Annotated in this window: 16 protein-coding genes; 5 read left to right on the top strand and 11 right to left on the bottom strand. The window is 69.3% G+C overall.

Annotated elements, in window-relative coordinates; all coding sequences use genetic code 11:
• The first annotated feature begins 30 nt into the window (after positions 1–30).
• Positions 31–2517, top strand: coding sequence for a phosphoketolase family protein (locus ACQI46_RS18575; protein ID WP_427095495.1), 2487 nt, complete (start codon positions 31–33; stop codon positions 2515–2517).
• A 20-nt stretch (positions 2518–2537) separates the two neighbouring features.
• Positions 2538–3302, top strand: a complete 765-nt coding sequence (locus ACQI46_RS18570) for a CPBP family intramembrane glutamic endopeptidase (RefSeq protein WP_427095494.1) — start codon at positions 2538–2540, stop codon at positions 3300–3302.
• 6 nt (positions 3303–3308) lie between these two features.
• Here the strand turns inward: ACQI46_RS18570 and ACQI46_RS18565 are convergent, their stop codons facing one another.
• From ACQI46_RS18565 to ACQI46_RS18555, 3 genes are read right to left on the bottom strand one after another with little or no spacing between them, the layout of a single operon-like run.
• A complete protein-coding gene (locus tag ACQI46_RS18565) occupies positions 3309–4310 on the bottom strand; it encodes a zinc-binding alcohol dehydrogenase family protein (RefSeq protein ID WP_427095563.1) in 1002 nt (333 codons plus the stop codon).
• A 19-nt stretch (positions 4311–4329) separates the two neighbouring features.
• Positions 4330–4629 (bottom strand): GlsB/YeaQ/YmgE family stress response membrane protein, encoded by a 300-nt coding sequence (locus ACQI46_RS18560; protein WP_427095493.1) that lies wholly within the window; start codon positions 4627–4629, stop codon positions 4330–4332.
• 34 nt (positions 4630–4663) lie between these two features.
• The gene (locus ACQI46_RS18555) at positions 4664–5686 is read right to left on the bottom strand and encodes an APA family fibronectin-binding glycoprotein (protein WP_427095492.1); all 1023 of its coding nucleotides are present in this window, start codon (positions 5684–5686) and stop codon (positions 4664–4666) included.
• 301 nt (positions 5687–5987) lie between these two features.
• Between ACQI46_RS18555 and ACQI46_RS18550 the strand changes: the two genes are divergently transcribed.
• Together ACQI46_RS18550 and ACQI46_RS18545 are read left to right on the top strand one after the other, a co-directional pair.
• On the top strand, positions 5988–6659 hold the full coding sequence (locus tag ACQI46_RS18550; RefSeq protein ID WP_427095491.1) for an SDR family oxidoreductase: 672 nt from the start codon (positions 5988–5990) through the stop codon (positions 6657–6659).
• A 139-nt stretch (positions 6660–6798) separates the two neighbouring features.
• The gene (locus ACQI46_RS18545; protein ID WP_427095490.1) at positions 6799–8172 is read left to right on the top strand and encodes an NAD(P)/FAD-dependent oxidoreductase; all 1374 of its coding nucleotides are present in this window, start codon (positions 6799–6801) and stop codon (positions 8170–8172) included.
• A 4-nt stretch (positions 8173–8176) separates the two neighbouring features.
• Here the strand turns inward: ACQI46_RS18545 and ACQI46_RS18540 are convergent, their stop codons facing one another.
• The 8 genes from ACQI46_RS18540 to ACQI46_RS18505 all read right to left on the bottom strand — a co-directional run bounded on the left by ACQI46_RS18540 (position 8177) and on the right by ACQI46_RS18505 (position 13934).
• Positions 8177–8803, bottom strand: coding sequence for an urease accessory protein UreD (locus tag ACQI46_RS18540; protein ID WP_427095489.1), 627 nt, complete (start codon positions 8801–8803; stop codon positions 8177–8179).
• A complete protein-coding gene (gene ureG, locus ACQI46_RS18535) occupies positions 8804–9484 on the bottom strand; it encodes an urease accessory protein UreG (protein ID WP_427095488.1) in 681 nt (226 codons plus the stop codon).
• Positions 9485–9500: 16 nt separating this feature from the next.
• Positions 9501–10145 (bottom strand): urease accessory protein UreF, encoded by a 645-nt coding sequence (locus tag ACQI46_RS18530; protein WP_427095487.1) that lies wholly within the window; start codon positions 10143–10145, stop codon positions 9501–9503.
• Positions 10145–11866 (bottom strand): urease subunit alpha, encoded by a 1722-nt coding sequence (locus tag ACQI46_RS18525; protein WP_427095486.1) that lies wholly within the window; start codon positions 11864–11866, stop codon positions 10145–10147. Before ACQI46_RS18525 ends, ACQI46_RS18530 begins: the two co-directional genes overlap by 1 nt.
• Positions 11866–12183 carry an urease subunit beta gene (locus ACQI46_RS18520; RefSeq protein WP_427095485.1) on the bottom strand — a complete coding sequence of 106 codons (318 nt, stop codon included), beginning with the start codon at positions 12181–12183 and terminating at the stop codon, positions 11866–11868. The genes ACQI46_RS18525 and ACQI46_RS18520 overlap by 1 nt, the downstream gene beginning before the upstream one ends.
• Before the next feature lie 7 nt (positions 12184–12190).
• The gene (locus ACQI46_RS18515) at positions 12191–12493 is read right to left on the bottom strand and encodes an urease subunit gamma (protein WP_427095484.1); all 303 of its coding nucleotides are present in this window, start codon (positions 12491–12493) and stop codon (positions 12191–12193) included.
• 53 nt (positions 12494–12546) lie between these two features.
• Positions 12547–12960, bottom strand: coding sequence for a PaaI family thioesterase (locus ACQI46_RS18510; protein ID WP_427095483.1), 414 nt, complete (start codon positions 12958–12960; stop codon positions 12547–12549).
• A gap of 200 nt (positions 12961–13160) precedes the next feature.
• Positions 13161–13934 carry an iron reductase gene (locus tag ACQI46_RS18505; RefSeq protein WP_427095482.1) on the bottom strand — a complete coding sequence of 258 codons (774 nt, stop codon included), beginning with the start codon at positions 13932–13934 and terminating at the stop codon, positions 13161–13163.
• Positions 13935–14166: 232 nt separating this feature from the next.
• On the opposite strand from ACQI46_RS18505, the gene ACQI46_RS18500 reads away from it, so the two are divergent.
• Positions 14167–14583, top strand: a complete 417-nt coding sequence (locus tag ACQI46_RS18500) for a BlaI/MecI/CopY family transcriptional regulator (RefSeq protein WP_427095481.1) — start codon at positions 14167–14169, stop codon at positions 14581–14583.
• Position 14584: the final 1 nt, after the last annotated feature.

Here is a 14584-nt window from a genome sequence, read left to right as displayed (position 1 = left end):
AAGCAGCCTGCCGCCGACTTGGATGGAGAGATGACCACAACCGCCCCCACCGAGCAGCCCCGCGCCTGGACGACCGTGAACCGTGATGCGGTCCCGGACACCGAGATCGAGCGACTGGACCGGTGGTGGCGCGCAGCGAACTATCTCTCGGTGGGGCAGATCTACCTGCTGGACAACCCGCTGATGCGTCGTCCCCTGACCCGTGACGACGTCAAGCCCCGCCTGCTCGGCCACTGGGGCACCACGCCCGGACTGAGCTTCCTCTACGCCCACCTCAACCGGGTGATCAAGGAACGCCGACAGTCCACGATGTATGTGACCGGGCCCGGGCACGGCGGGCCGGGGCTGGTGGCAAGCAGCTACCTCGACGGCACCTACACCGAGATCTACCCCGACATCACCTGCGACGACGAAGGGCTGCGGCGACTGTTCCGGCAGTTCTCGTTCCCCGGCGGCATCCCTTCGCACGTCGCGCCCGAGACGCCGGGTTCGATCCACGAGGGCGGCGAACTGGGCTACGCGCTGTCCCACGCCTACGGCGCGGCGTTCGACAACCCCGACCTGCTGGTCGCGGCCGTGGTCGGCGACGGCGAGGCCGAGACCGGTCCCCTGGCGACCAGCTGGCACTCCAACAAGCTGCTCAACCCGGCCGCAGACGGCGTCGTGCTGCCCATCCTGCATCTCAACGGCTACAAGATCGCCAACCCGACGCTGCTGGCCCGCATCCCCGAAGACGAACTGCGCGCCCTGATGGTCGGCTACGGACACAAGCCGTACTTCTTCGAGGTGGCCGACGACGACCAGGACCATCTTGATGCCCACCGACGCTTCGCGGCCCTGCTCGACGACGTGCTCGACGACATCGCGGCGATCAAGGCCGCGGCGGCGGCCGGTGACGACACTCGGCCGGCATGGCCGATGATCGTGTTCCGCACGCCGAAAGGATGGACCGGACCCGACCACATCGACGGCAAGAAGACCACCGGGTCCTGGCGCGCACACCAGGTGCCGCTCTCCAGTGCCCGCGACAGCGACGAACACCTCGCGGTGCTCGCCGACTGGCTGTCCTCCTACCGGCCCCAGGAACTGTTCGACGACACCGGCAAACTGCACGCCGACATCGCGGAGCTCGCGCCCGCGGGTGCGTTGCGGATGAGCGACAACCCGCACACCAACGGTGGTCTGCTGCTCAAAGATCTGCGGCTGCCGGATTTCCGTGACTTCGCCGTCGACGTGCCCGCGCCGGGGGCCACGGTGGCCGAGGCCACCCGCGTGCTCGGTCAGTGGCTGACCGAGGTGATCCGGCTCAACCCGGACAACTTCCGGATCTTCGGCCCCGACGAGACCGCGTCGAACCGCCTGCAGGCGGTCTACGACGCCACCGACAAACAGTGGAACGCCGAGCTGCTCGGCGCCGAGGTCGACGATCATCTCGCCCGCGTCGGCCGCGTCGTCGAGATGCTGTCGGAACATCAGTGCCAGGGCTGGCTCGAGGGATACCTGCTGACCGGCCGGCACGGCCTGTTCAACTGCTATGAGGCGTTCATCCACATCGTCGACTCGATGCTCAACCAGCACGCGAAATGGCTGAAGGTCACCAACCACATCCCGTGGCGGCGGCCCATCGCCAGCCTGAACTACCTGCTGTCCAGCCACGTGTGGCGTCAGGACCACAACGGGTTCTCCCATCAGGACCCGGGGTTCATCGACCACGTGGTCAACAAGAGCGCCAACGTGGTGCGCGTCTATCTGCCGCCGGACGCCAACACGCTGCTGTCCACCTACGACCACTGCCTGCGGTCGCGCCAGTACGTCAACGTCGTCGTCTCCGGCAAGCAGCCCTCACCGAACTTCCTGACCATGGAGCAGGCCATCGCGCACTGCACCCGCGGGCTGGGCATCTGGGAATGGGCGGGCAGCGAAGTCGTCGGCACCGACCCGGACGTGGTGCTCGCCTCGGCCGGGGACATCCCGACGCTCGAGGCGCTCGCCGCCGCCGACATCCTCCGTCAACACCTGCCGGACCTGAAGGTGCGATTCGTCAACGTCGTGGACCTGATGCGTCTGCAGGACTCCACCGAGCACCCGCACGGACTGCCGGCACGCGAATTCGACATGATCTTCACCACCGACAAGCCGATCATCTTCGCCTACCACGGCTATCCGTGGCTGATCCACCGCCTGACCTACCGCCGCACCGGCCATCCCAACCTGCACGTGCGCGGCTACAAGGAGGAGGGCACCACCACGACACCGTTCGACATGGTGATGCTCAACGACCTGGACCGCTACCACCTGGTCATGGACGTCATCGATCGGGTGCCGTCACTGGGGTCGACGTGCGCGACGCTGCGCCAGCAGATGGCCGACAAGCGCATCGCCGCGCGCGACTACACCCGCGCCCACGGCGAGGACATCCCCGAGGTCAAGGACTGGGTGTGGCCGGCGGCACGCGAATCGGGCTTCGGCACCGCGGGCGCCGACGCGACCGCCGACACCGGCGGAGACAACGAATAGACCGGTAATCTGGCACGGTTATGTCTGACGTCTCCGTCGCCGCCCAGGTCGAGCCGCATCCCCTGTTCGCCCAACTCTCGGCGCTGCACCACTTCCGGATCTACGTCGACATCGCCGTCGTGGTGGTGGTGCTCGCGCTGACCAACCTGATCGCGCACTTCACCACACCGTGGGCCAACGTCGCGGTGGTGCCCGCGGCCGCCGTCGCGCTGGTGCTGCTGGTGCGCTCGCACGGGCTGGGCTGGTCGGAACTCGGGTTGGGGCGCGAACACTGGAAATCCGGCGCCGGGTACGCCGCGGCCGCGGTGATCCTCGTCGGCACCGTCATCGCCGTCGGCGTGCTGTTGCCGTGGACGCGTCCGATGTTCCTCAACAACAACTACGCCACGCTGTCCGGCGCGCTGATCGCGTCGATGATCATCATCCCGTTGCAGACCGTGATCCCCGAGGAGCTCGCCTTCCGGGGTGTGCTGCACGGCACCATGGACCGGGCTTGGGGCTGGCGGGGCGTCGCCGCCGCCGGTTCCCTGCTGTTCGGGTTGTGGCACATCGCGACCTCGCTCGGGTTGACGGCGAGCAACGTCGGCTTCAGCAAGATCCTCGGCGGTGGCGTGTTCGGCATGGTCGTCGGCGTCGTCGGAGCGGTGCTGGCGACCGCGGCGGCGGGTTTCGTGTTCACGTGGCTCCGGAGGCGCAGCGGCAGCCTGATCGCGCCGATCGCGCTGCACTGGTCGCTCAACGGCATGGGCGCCCTGGCTGCCGCGATGGTGTGGCATCTGGGCTGACGCCGTTCAGGGCGTCAGTACAGCCGCTCCGGCCACGCGTCCCGCGCTGAGGTCGGCCAGCGCCTGGTCGGCGCGCTCCAGCGGATACTTCGGACCGCTGACCTCCAACCGGTGCTCGGCCGCGAACGCGAGGAACGCGTGCGCGTCGGCCCGGGTGTTCGAGGTGACCGAGCGGACCTGCCGCTCCTGGAACAGGTGACGCTGATAGTTGAGCACCGGGATGTCGCTGAGATGGATGCCGGCGATCGCGAGCGTGCCGCCCCGGTCCAGCGCTGCGAGCGCGGGCAGCGCCAACTCGCCGACGGGGGCGAACAGGATGGCCGCGTCCAACGCCACCGGCGGCGCATCGTCGGCGCCCTGCGCCGACGCCGCACCGAGCCCGAGGGCGAGTTCGCGGGCCTGTTCGCCGCGCGTCATGACATGCACCTCGGCGCCCTGGGCGAGCGCGACCTGCGCCGTCAGGTGGGCGCTGCCGCCGAAGCCGTAGATGCCGAGTCGTCCGCGCGGGGGCAGCTCAGCGCGCATCAAGGCGCGGTAGCCGATGATGCCGGCGCACAGCAGCGGGGCCAGCTCGCCGTCGTCGTAGCCCGCCGGCAGGGGCAGTGCGTAGGCCGCGGGGACCGTCGCGAACTCGGCGTAGCCGCCGTCGGCGTCCCATCCGGTGTAGCGCGAGTGCGGGCACAGGTTCTCCGCTCCGCGCGCGCAATAGCGGCATTCGCCGCAGGTATGGCGCAGCCATGCGATACCGACCCGGTCCCCGACAGCGAAGCCTGCCGGTACGTCCGCACCGAGGGCCACCACCTCGCCGACCACCTCGTGGCCGGGGATGACGTGGGGTCGGTGCACGGCGAGGTCGCCCTCGGCGACGTGCAGGTCGGTGCGGCAGACGCCGCAGGCGCGGACCGCCACCAACAGTTCGTCGTCACCGGGAACCGGCACGGGCACGGTCGTCGACCGCAGCGGGCCGCTGGACATCGGGCCGGGCCGAGTCACCTGCCAGGCGCGCATGGTCTGCGGCACCGGGTGATCAGGCCTTCCGCTGCACCTTGCCGAGCAGCCACAACAACAGCACCGAGCCGAGAATCGCCGTGAACAGCGTGAACCACCAGCCGCCGCCTGCGGTGTCGACGAAGAAGCTGAGCAGGAAACCGCCGAGCAGCGCCCCGACGACACCGATCACGATGTTCATCAGGATGCCCGAGCCGGAGCCCTTGACGATCTTCCCGGCGATCCATCCGGCGATGGCGCCGATGACGATGTAACCGATCCAGCCGACGCTGGTCAGCGTGGTCGAGCGAGCCAGAACCTCGCTGGCGAGAAACTCCATCGGGACCTCCTTGTCGGACCGCCCGCCCTGACCTCTAGGCCGGCGGGAGCATTCCCGGGGCCGTGTTCGGGTCGACGGGCACCGGAACGCCGACTGCGGGCCGCGGTGCCGGAGCGTTCGGATCTGCCGGCGGGGCGGGCGCGTTCGGGTCGGGCGCCGGCGCCGGCGCGGGCGGCGGCGGGCTCCAGGGCTGGATCGAGTTGGCCAGCGTCACGGCCTCGGCCTGCGGCACCGGGTTCTGCGCCGTTCCGAGCCAGACGACGAACCAGCGCTCGGGTGCGCGCTGACCGCGCGGAGTGCCCGGGGTGGTCGGCGCTCCGACCACACCGGCCCAGATCTGGCCGTTGGGCTTGTTGGTGTCGGTGAACTTCACCTCGTAGTACGACGCGACGCCGTCGAGACCGCCGGCTTCCAGCGGAACGGTCTGCTGGTTGACGCGCGTACCGGGGAACGGCATGAAGAACTCGCCCATGTCGGAGGCGAGGCGCTGCGCGGCCTTGGTGTTGTCGGTCTCGGCACCGGCGAACAGCTTCAGGTCGAGCCGTCCCAGCAGCACGCTGGTGTCGTTGGGCGGCTGCGCGTCCGGGGCGGAACCCTCCGGCGGAAGTTTGGTCAGCAGTGCCTGCCCGTAGGACAGCTGCGTGGCGTCGGCGACCTTCCAGCCGGCCGGGACCACGTAGCTGAATCCGCCCGAGGCGTTGTTGACGCGGCCCGGCTCCGGGGCCGGCTCCGCCGGGGCGGCCGGCGCATTGGGATCGGCAGGCGCGGGCGCGGGCGCGTTGGGGTCGGCCGGCGGCGGGACCGGAGCATTCGGATCTGCCGGTGCCGGTGCCGGAGCGGGGGCCGGCCCGGGTGCGGGCGCGGGTCCCGGAGCGGGCGCCGGCGCTGCGGGAGGCGCACCGTCGACGACCGCGGGGGCGGGCGGAGGTTCGGGTGCCGGCGCCGGCTGTGCGTGCGCGACGGAGGGCAATGTCAGTGCCGCCACGGTCGCCCCGGTCAGCGCCGCCAGGGCCAGCGACTTCGAGAATCCGCTTCGGCGAGGGTCCACCTGATCCATGGGATAAGAAACTACCGTGTTACAGCCGTGACGCAAGTGTGAACTGCTGCGAATGTGCCAAATCGTTATGTTGCGGAAACTTCTGAACTCGCAGCTCACGATATGAGCAAGATTTGCTGCAGCGCGAATGCCCCGGTGTGCGGTCCGGGGGTGGCGGCATGACCCGTCACCCGACACATCGTCGGTCTGCCGCGGCGTGTTACCGCGCTCGGCGCGTCGGTTTCGACTGCTAGCTACCGTCCAGTAACATCTGGGTCACTCGCTGGGGTTCAGCGTCGAACGCGACAGAGAGGGGTCGACGATGGATGCGTTGATCACCGGAAGTGACACCGACCTCGGTCGGACCATCGCGCAGAGCTTCTCCGAGGCGGGCCATCATCTCGTCCTTGCAGGCCGGCGCGCCGACGAACTGGAGGTCGCGGCCAAGGAACTCGACGTCGACGCGCTGGTGTTCGACGGCACCGACCCCGCTTCCATCGCCGCGGTGGCACACCAGTTCCCGTCGCACCTGGACGCCGTCATCCACGTCCCGAGTCCCACGTGGGCGGCCGGCGACCCCCGCACCTACACGCTGTCCGACCACGCCGCCGAATGGCGCGGCCTGTTCGACGCCAGCCTGGTCTCCGCGGTGCTGACGGTCCAGTTGCTCGGCGACCAGTTGCGCTCGGGTGGATCCATCGTCACCGTGATCCCCGACCCGCCCCGTGAGGGCAGCGCCGGCGCTGCGGTGAAAGCCGCCATCGCGGACTGGACTGCCGGCCAGGCCGACCATTTCGGGGTGCGCGGCATCACGATCAACGCCGTGGCCGCCGGTCGCGGCGTGGAACCGAGCTACGACGGTCTCCACAGCACACCACCGTCGGTCAGCGCCGAGATCGCCCGGCTTTCGCTGTTCCTGACCACCCCCGCCGCGCGCCACATCAGCGGCGAAACCCTGCACGTGACCCACGGAGCGCTCGCCAACTTCGCCTGACCGGGCGTCGTCGGATCAGGGCTCCGAAGCGGTGTCACGTCTCACTGCACGCCGGGGAAGACGCGGGACTAAGGTTCTCGTTGCGGTGAATGGGTAAGACTCACTAGACCGCTGTCACGATCCGTCGAGGAGATACCAAATGAGCCATGCCGGAGCCAGTGCGTCCGATCGGCACAAGGTGGTCATCATCGGATCGGGGTTCGGTGGTCTGAATGCGGCCAAGGCGCTCAAGAGGGCCGACGTCGACATCAAGCTGATCGCGCGGACCACCCATCACCTGTTCCAGCCGCTGCTCTACCAGGTGGCCACCGGCATCATCTCGGAAGGCGAGATCGCCCCGGCCACGCGCGTGATCCTGCGCAAGCAGAAGAACGTCCAGGTGCTGCTCGGTGACGTCACCCGCATCGACCTGGCCGCCAAGACGGTCCGCTCCGAACTGCTGGGCCACACCTACGTCACCCCGTTCGACAGCCTGATCATCGCCGCCGGTGCCGGTCAGTCCTACTTCGGCAACGACCATTTCGCCGAGTGGGCGCCCGGGATGAAGTCCATCGACGATGCGCTCGAGTTGCGCGGCCGGATCCTCGGTGCCTTCGAGCAGGCAGAGCGCTCCAGCGATCCGGTGCGTCGCGAGAAGCTCCTGACGTTCGTCGTCGTCGGCGCGGGACCCACCGGTGTCGAAATGGCGGGTCAGATCGCCGAATTGGCCGACTACACGCTCAAAGGCGCGTTCCGGCACATCGATCCGACGAAGGCCCGGGTGATCCTGCTCGACGCCGCGCCCGCTGTGCTGCCGCCGATGGGCGAGAAGCTGGGCAAGCAGGCGCAGGCGCGGTTGGAGAAGATGGGCGTCGAGATCCAGCTCAACGCGATGGTCACCGACGTCGACCGCAACGGCATCACCGTCAAAGACCCCGACGGCAAGCTGCGCCGCATCGAAGCGGCCTGCAAGGTGTGGTCGGCCGGTGTGTCGGCCAGCCCGCTGGGTCGCGACCTGGCCGAACAGTCCGGTGTCGAACTCGACCGCGCCGGACGGGTCAAGGTGCTGCCCGACCTGTCGATCCCCGGTCATCCCAACGTGTTCGTCGTCGGCGACATGGCTGCCGTCGAAGGCGTTCCCGGCATGGCGCAGGGGGCGATCCAGGGCGGCAAGTATGCCGCCAAGGCGATCGTCTCGAGTCTGGAAGGCGCCGACTCCGCCGAACGGGAACCGTTCCAGTACTTCGACAAGGGCTCGATGGCCACGGTCTCGAGGTTCAGCGCCGTCGCCAAGGTGGGCCCGCTGGAGTTCGGCGGCTTCATCGCCTGGTTGGCGTGGCTGATGCTGCACCTGGTGTATCTGATCGGGTTCAAGACCAAGCTGGTCACCCTGCTGTCGTGGACGGTGACCTTCCTGTCGACCAAGCGGGGTCAGCTCACCATCACCGAGCAGCAGGCCTACGCCCGCACGCGCATCGAGGAACTCGAGGAGATCGCCGCCTCCGTGCAGGACACCGAGCGGGCAGCGAGCTGAGGCTCTAGAGGCGCTCGCCCTGCCAGGTGGCCAGGCACCCGCCGCCGGCCAACCGCAGGGCCAGCCCGCTGGTCGCGACATCGGTACTCGGATAGTGCAATTCGCTGACGCAGGCCAGCGGTGCGGCGATCGCGTCGTCGGCGAACGAGCCACGACCCAACTCGACGCGGTGACGCACCAGGGGCGTCCCGTCGACGTCGCCGTGCAGCGATCCGGTCCAGAAACCTTCGCGCTCACCGGTTCTGCCGATCTGCACGCGTTCCCGCAACCGGAGCGACGCATCCGCGGTCAGGGTCAGCCGGGTCGAGGTGACGTGGCGTGCCGCGGCCGCGACGATGGTCGGTTCTGGATCGAGGTCGAGCATGCCGGCGACCTCGACGTCCCATTCGGCGTGCGACTCGACGCTTGCGGCGCCCGGCAGCACGACGGTGGCGGCGACGCTGCGGACCAATAGCCGGGCACCCGCCGCCACGACCACCCGCACCCGGATGGTGTCGCCGCCGAGCGGGGTGGCCGCCTTCGACACCAGGTGAACGGTGTCGATTCCGGTGCGGCGGACCGCGATGCCGCCGCGGGACTCGACGTGCGGTGTGCGATCCGGCCGGGCCGCGATCAACACCTCAGAACGCATTCACACCGCCTGGGCCACCCGCAGTTGCTCGCGCACCCAATCCAGCACGGGTGTGGCGGCGGGGTCGGCGGTCAACGAGATCAGCGCGGTGGGCCGGTCGTCGCGCACCGCGGCGGCATCGCGGCGCATCACGTCCAGATCGGCACCGACCAGCGGCGCGAGGTCGGTCTTGTTGACCACCAACAGATCCGAGAACGTCACGCCGGGCCCGCCTTTGCGGGGCACCTTGTCGCCGCCCGCGACGTCGATGACGAAGATCTGGACGTCGATCAGCCCCGACGAGAACGTCGCTGTCAGGTTGTCGCCGCCGGACTCGACCAGAATCAGATCCAAGTGATCGTGCGCGGCGATCAGATCGTCGATCGCGTCGAGGTTGGCGGTGATGTCGTCGCGGATCGCGGTGTGCGGGCAGCCGCCGGTCTGCACCGCGGCGATCCGGTCGTCCGGCAGCACCGCGTGCCGGCGCAGGAAGTCGGCGTCTTCGGTGGTGTAGATGTCGTTGGTCAGAACCGCCAGCGACAGCTCGTCACGCAACTGTCGGCACAGCGCGGCCACCAGCGCGGTCTTGCCCGACCCGACCGGGCCGCCCACTCCGATGCGCAGCGGCTCGCCCGCCTGGCGGATCCGGCGCGGACGGTCGGTGTGGCCGTGCGGCGCTCCGTCGAGGAAGTGGGGTGGCATGGGTACCGTGCTTTCGTCAGGACGCGAACAGGGGGCGGTCGCGCTCGAGGTGGCGCTCGGCCAGCACATCGAGCAGCGGGTCGGACAGGTCGGCGAGCCCTTCGGCGGCGACCGAAGCGGTTCGCTCGCACACCGAAGCCAGCGTGAAGGTCAGTGCGGCGACGTCACCGGGGTCGAGGGCGAGCAGCCGCTGTGCGGCCGTCGCCGAGTTGGTCATGGTGGTGTACACGACCGACAGCGCGGTCTGGTGCGCGGTCAATCCGGCTGCCGCGCCGACCGAACCGGCAGCCACCGAAAGATGCGGTGTGGCACCGAGATCGCTCCACTCCCGCGCCGGCCATACCCGGCGTGCCAACCGCAGCAGCCCGCGACCCTGCGCGCGCGACGCCCGTCGGGCCGCCGGAGACGGTGTGCGCGCGTCGGTTTCGAGGTCACCGCTGCCGCCGGCTGCCGCCGACAGCGCGCCGCGGTGCACCGCCGCCGCCAGCGACGCGGTGACCAGCCCGGTGGTCACGATGCGCCGGCGCAGAAACGCCGTCAATGTCGACAGGTCGACGACCAGGCCGCTGGACACCGCCTCCTCCATGCCACCGGAATGCACGTGGCCGCCGGTCGGCAGCCGCGAGTCCGACAGCGTCAGCAGCGTGGTGAGGTTGGTCATCAGAACAGGAAATACCGTTGCGCCATCGGCAGTTCCGTCGCCGGCTGCTCCTGCCACACCTCGCCGTCGATCCGCACCGTGAAGGTGTCCGGTTCGACCTGGATGTCCGGCAACGCGTCGTTGAGCGGCATCTGCGCCTTCCCCACGCCCCGCACGTTGTCGACCGCAACGAGTCGGCGGTTGACCGCGATACGTTCGGCCAGTCCGTCGTCGATCGCCTGCGGCGCCACGAAATGCACCGACGTGGCGGCCGCCGCGGCCGGCGCGGCCCCGAACATCGGCCGTGGCAGCACCGGTTGCGGTGTCGGGATCGAGGCGTTGGCATCCCCCATCGCGGCCCACGCGATCATGCCGCCCTTGACCACCGCGTGCGGGCGTACCCCGAAGAACGCGGGCTCCCACAGCACCAGGTCGGCGAGCTTGCCCACCTCGACCGAGCCGATCTCGGAGGCCATGCCGTGTGCGACCGCCGGGCAGATCGTGTACTTGGCCACATAGCGCTGGGCGCGCACGTTGTCGGCGCGGGTGTCCCCCGGCAGGAACCCGCGGCGGCGCTTCATCACGTGCGCGGTCTGCCAGGTGCGCAACACGACCTCGCCGATGCGTCCCATGGCTTGGGCGTCACTGCCGATCATCGAGATCGCGCCGATGTCGTGCAGCAGGTCCTCGGCGGCGATGGTGGACGGCCGGATCCGGCTCTCGGCGAACGCGAGATCTTCGGGCACGCTGGGGTTGAGATGGTGGCAGACCATCAACATGTCGAGATGCTCGTCGAGGGTGTTGACGGTGTGCGGGCGCGTCGGATTGGTGGAGCTGGGCAGGACATTGGCGTGTCCGGCGACGGTGATGATGTCGGGTGCGTGGCCGCCGCCGGCCCCCTCGGTGTGGTAGGCGTGAATGGAGCGGCCCTTGATCGCGGCCAGCGTGTTCTCGACGAAGCCCGCCTCGTTGAGAGTGTCGGTGTGGATGTTGGCCTGCACGCCGGCCTGCTCGCACACCGTCAGGCACGCGTCGATGGCCGCCGGAGTGGTGCCCCAGTCCTCGTGCAGCTTGAATCCCGCTGCGCCACCGCGCAACTGCTCCCACATCGCCTCGCCGGAGACCGTGTTGCCCTTGCCCAGCAGGGCGACGTTGACCGGCCAGCCGTCCAGCGCCTCGAGCATGCGGGCCAGATGCCACGCGCCGGGGGTCACCGTGGTGGCCTTGCTGCCCTCGGCCGGTCCGGTGCCGCCCGCGACGACGGTGGTGATGCCCGCGCCGAGCGCTTCCTCGAGGATCTGCGGGCAGATCAGGTGCACGTGACAGTCGATCGCGCCGGCGGTGACGATGCGGCCGTTGCCGGCGATGATCTCCGTCGACGGCCCGACCACCAGCGCGGGATGGACGCCGGACATGATGTCGGGGTTACCGGCCTTGCCGATCCCGACGATGCGCCCGTCGCGAATCCCGATGTCCGCCTTGATGACTCCCCAGTAGTCCAGGATCACCGCACCGGTGATGACGGTGTCGGGGGCGCCGTCGGCGCGCGTGGCGCGTGACTGCCCCATCGACTCGCGCAGCACTTTCCCGCCGCCGAAGACCGCCTCGTCCCCGGCGAGTCCGGGGCCGCCGCTGCGGTCTTCGGTGATCTCGATGAACAAGTCGGTGTCGGCGAGCCGGATGCGGTCGCCGGCGGTGGGGCCGTACAGAGCGGCGTACCGCGCACGGGACAGACCTGTCATCACAACCTCTCGTCGAGTCGACCCGGCGGGTCCAGGCTCAGACCGTGCACCTCGCGGTCGCCGGCCAACGGCACCAGGCTGACGCGTTGGGCGACACCGGGTTCGAACCGGATGGCGGTGCCCGCCGGAATGTCGAATCGATGACCGTGGGCGGCGGCCCGGTCGAAACTCAGCGCGGCGTTGGCCTGCGGCACGTGCACGTGGCTGCCCACCTGGACCGGGCGGTCGCCGGTGTTGACGATGTCGAGGGTCAAGCGGTCGGCGCCGTGGTTGAGCTGGATGTCGCCGTCGCCGAGGACGATCTCTCCTGGTATCACCGCCACCTCACGAAATGGGTTGGTGGACGGTCACCAGCTTGGTGCCGTCGGGGAACGTCGCCTCGACCTGGACGTCGTGCAGCATGTCGGCGATGCCGTCCATCACCTCGTCGCGGCGCAGCACCTCGCGTCCGCTGACCATCAACTCGGCGACGGACCGGCCGTCGCGGGCGCCTTCGAGGATGTGGTCGGTGATCACCGCGACCGCCTCGGGATGGTTGAGTTTGAGGCCGCGGGCCTGGCGGCGGCGAGCGAGGTCGGCGGCATACGAGATCAGCAGCCGCTCTTGTTCATGCGGGGTCAAACGCATAGTGGGCGATCCTGCCACGACATCGGGCGCTCAGCAGCGCACGCCACCTCGAGTCAGTCGGGGATGTTCTGCAGACGGACCTGTCCTCGCGCGACAGTGCGGTCGTCCTCGTCGGTGATGGTGATCAGCCACAACTGCTGACGGCGGCCGCGATGGATCGGTGTGGAGGTCGCGGTCACGGTGCCGCCGGAGATGGCGCGCAGGAAGTCGGTGTTGTTGTTGACCCCGACGACGGTGCCGCCGCCGTTCTCACGCAGCCACACGTGTCCCGAGACGCTGGCCAGGCTCTCGACGACCGCGCAGTAGACGCCGCCGTGCACGATTCCCCACGGCTGCAGCAGTTTGTCGTGGATGGTCAGCTCGGCGCGTCCCCCGTCGGGTGTCACTTCCAGGTACTGCAGGCCGAGCTCGCTGTCGAAGCCTTTTCCGAGATCATCCGGACGGCCTTCGGGGCGTTGGGTACTCACGGGCTCGTGTCTACACGCGTAGCGGGCACCGGGGCGCGCGGGGGTCGTCGCGAAATGCAGACGGGCCCCACGCCGTTCGGCGTGGGGCCCGTCCTTGGTGTGGACCGGGGGTCTCTGCAGCCCTCAGGACTCCGGCTCGGTCCGGTGGTACATCTCCGCGGAACTGTGTTCCGCTGTTCATCAGGATAGGCAAGGCTTGCCTAATTAAGCAATACCTTCGTCGGATTGGTTCGTGAGGTGCCGCGGACCGGGAGGCCGAAGCCGACGAACGCATCGAGGACGGCCTGTCCGCGACGCATGCTGACGACCTCGCTGGAACCGGCCAGCAGCGGGATCTGGGTCGCCGCGCCGACGACCGTGCCGCCGACCACGTGCCACATCGCCGACACCGGCATCGCGCCGCTGCTGACCTCGGCCAGGCGCAGGAACAGCGGGGCCAGTGCGCGGTGGCTGCGGTGGGCGACCCAGGTGGTCAGGGCGGCCTCGCTGGGCAGCGCCACGATCCCCTCGTCGATGAAGCGGCCGGTGCAGTCGCGGCCACCGAAGTACGGGTCGTCGGGCAGGGCCCGCACGGTCGGGTCCTTCACCCCGACCCAGTCGATGGCACCCTCGGAGTCGACATGCGCCCACAGGTTCTCCAGGCCGGTGTCCCAGGCCCGCCCCTCGAGGACCAACAGCGGGACGACGCGGCCGACGACGACGTGTGCGAAGGTGGCGGCCAACTGCTGGGCGACCGCGGGCGCGCTGTCGGTCTCGGCAAGGCCGGCCTCGAACATCCGGGACAGACGGTCGGTGGTCACGAGTTCGGCCAACGGCCACCAGCGCCGCCGGGACAGATCACCCATCACGGCCACGCCGTAGACCCGGGGGCAGGCCGCGTAGAGCTCGCGGAGTCGTCGACTGGATTCGTGCAGTGGCAGCGGCCTGGTGATGGCCATGCTCGCGATGAGCGGATCGTCGACGACGACCGTCATGACACCTCCCTCTCCGTCAGTTAGGTTAGGCTTACTATAGTCATCTGCCTCGAAGGAGCCACCCCCTGTGACTGGACTCACAAGCGTGTCCGAAACGGCCCACCACCGGCCCCGCGCGGCCGCTGGAGCTGCGACTTCGGGGGGTCGCGGGCCCGTCCGTGCCGTCGATACGACACGCGGTAGTACGTCCGTAGTACGCTTTGGACCACCGCCCGTAGGAGATGAACGGAAGATGGCCAAGCTGACTCGCCTCGGAGAGCTCGAACGCTCCGTAATGGACCACCTGTGGTCCGCCGGCGAACCGCAGACGGTCCGTCAGGTCCATGAATCCTTGTCGGCTCATCGGGACCTCGCCTACACGACCGTCATGACGGTTCTGCAACGGCTCGCGAAGAAGAATCTGGTGGTCCAGCACCGCGACGACCGTGCGCACCGCTACGCCCCGACACACGGTCGCGACGAACTCGTCGCAGGCCTGATGGTCGACGCGCTGGACCAGGCCGCCGACTTCGGCAGCCGCGAAGCCGCTCTGGTGCACTTCGTCGAGCGGGTCGGCGCCGATGAGGCCGCCGCCCTGCGACGCGCGCTGTCCGAGCTCGAGGGCAAGCACCGCGCCGCGCGACCCGCTGGCGAATCCGGTACCGGCTGAG

It is taken from the genome of Mycobacterium sp. SMC-4, from assembly GCF_050205565.1.
GTDB lineage: Bacteria > Actinomycetota > Actinomycetes > Mycobacteriales > Mycobacteriaceae > Mycobacterium.
The sequence above is the reverse complement of the archived record's forward strand: the minus strand, read 5'-3'. Positions and strand labels throughout refer to the sequence as shown.

Coding starts and splice junctions, on each gene's coding strand:
- ACQI46_RS18550 (WP_427095491.1), top strand. CDS start 5,988: ATGGATGCGTTGATCACCGGAAGTGACACCGACCTCGGTCGGACCATC.
- ACQI46_RS18555 (WP_427095492.1), bottom strand. CDS start 5,686: ATGGATCAGGTGGACCCTCGCCGAAGCGGATTCTCGAAGTCGCTGGCC.
- ACQI46_RS18575 (WP_427095495.1), top strand. CDS start 31: ATGACCACAACCGCCCCCACCGAGCAGCCCCGCGCCTGGACGACCGTG.
- ureG (WP_427095488.1), bottom strand. CDS start 9,484: ATGCCACCCCACTTCCTCGACGGAGCGCCGCACGGCCACACCGACCGT.
- ACQI46_RS18570 (WP_427095494.1), top strand. CDS start 2,538: ATGTCTGACGTCTCCGTCGCCGCCCAGGTCGAGCCGCATCCCCTGTTC.
- ACQI46_RS18545 (WP_427095490.1), top strand. CDS start 6,799: ATGAGCCATGCCGGAGCCAGTGCGTCCGATCGGCACAAGGTGGTCATC.
- ACQI46_RS18500 (WP_427095481.1), top strand. CDS start 14,167: ATGGCCAAGCTGACTCGCCTCGGAGAGCTCGAACGCTCCGTAATGGAC.
- ACQI46_RS18505 (WP_427095482.1), bottom strand. CDS start 13,934: ATGACGGTCGTCGTCGACGATCCGCTCATCGCGAGCATGGCCATCACC.
- ACQI46_RS18565 (WP_427095563.1), bottom strand. CDS start 4,310: ATGCGCGCCTGGCAGGTGACTCGGCCCGGCCCGATGTCCAGCGGCCCG.
- ACQI46_RS18515 (WP_427095484.1), bottom strand. CDS start 12,493: ATGCGTTTGACCCCGCATGAACAAGAGCGGCTGCTGATCTCGTATGCC.
- ACQI46_RS18560 (WP_427095493.1), bottom strand. CDS start 4,629: ATGGAGTTTCTCGCCAGCGAGGTTCTGGCTCGCTCGACCACGCTGACC.
- ACQI46_RS18540 (WP_427095489.1), bottom strand. CDS start 8,803: ATGCGTTCTGAGGTGTTGATCGCGGCCCGGCCGGATCGCACACCGCAC.
- ACQI46_RS18530 (WP_427095487.1), bottom strand. CDS start 10,145: ATGACCAACCTCACCACGCTGCTGACGCTGTCGGACTCGCGGCTGCCG.
- ACQI46_RS18525 (WP_427095486.1), bottom strand. CDS start 11,866: ATGACAGGTCTGTCCCGTGCGCGGTACGCCGCTCTGTACGGCCCCACC.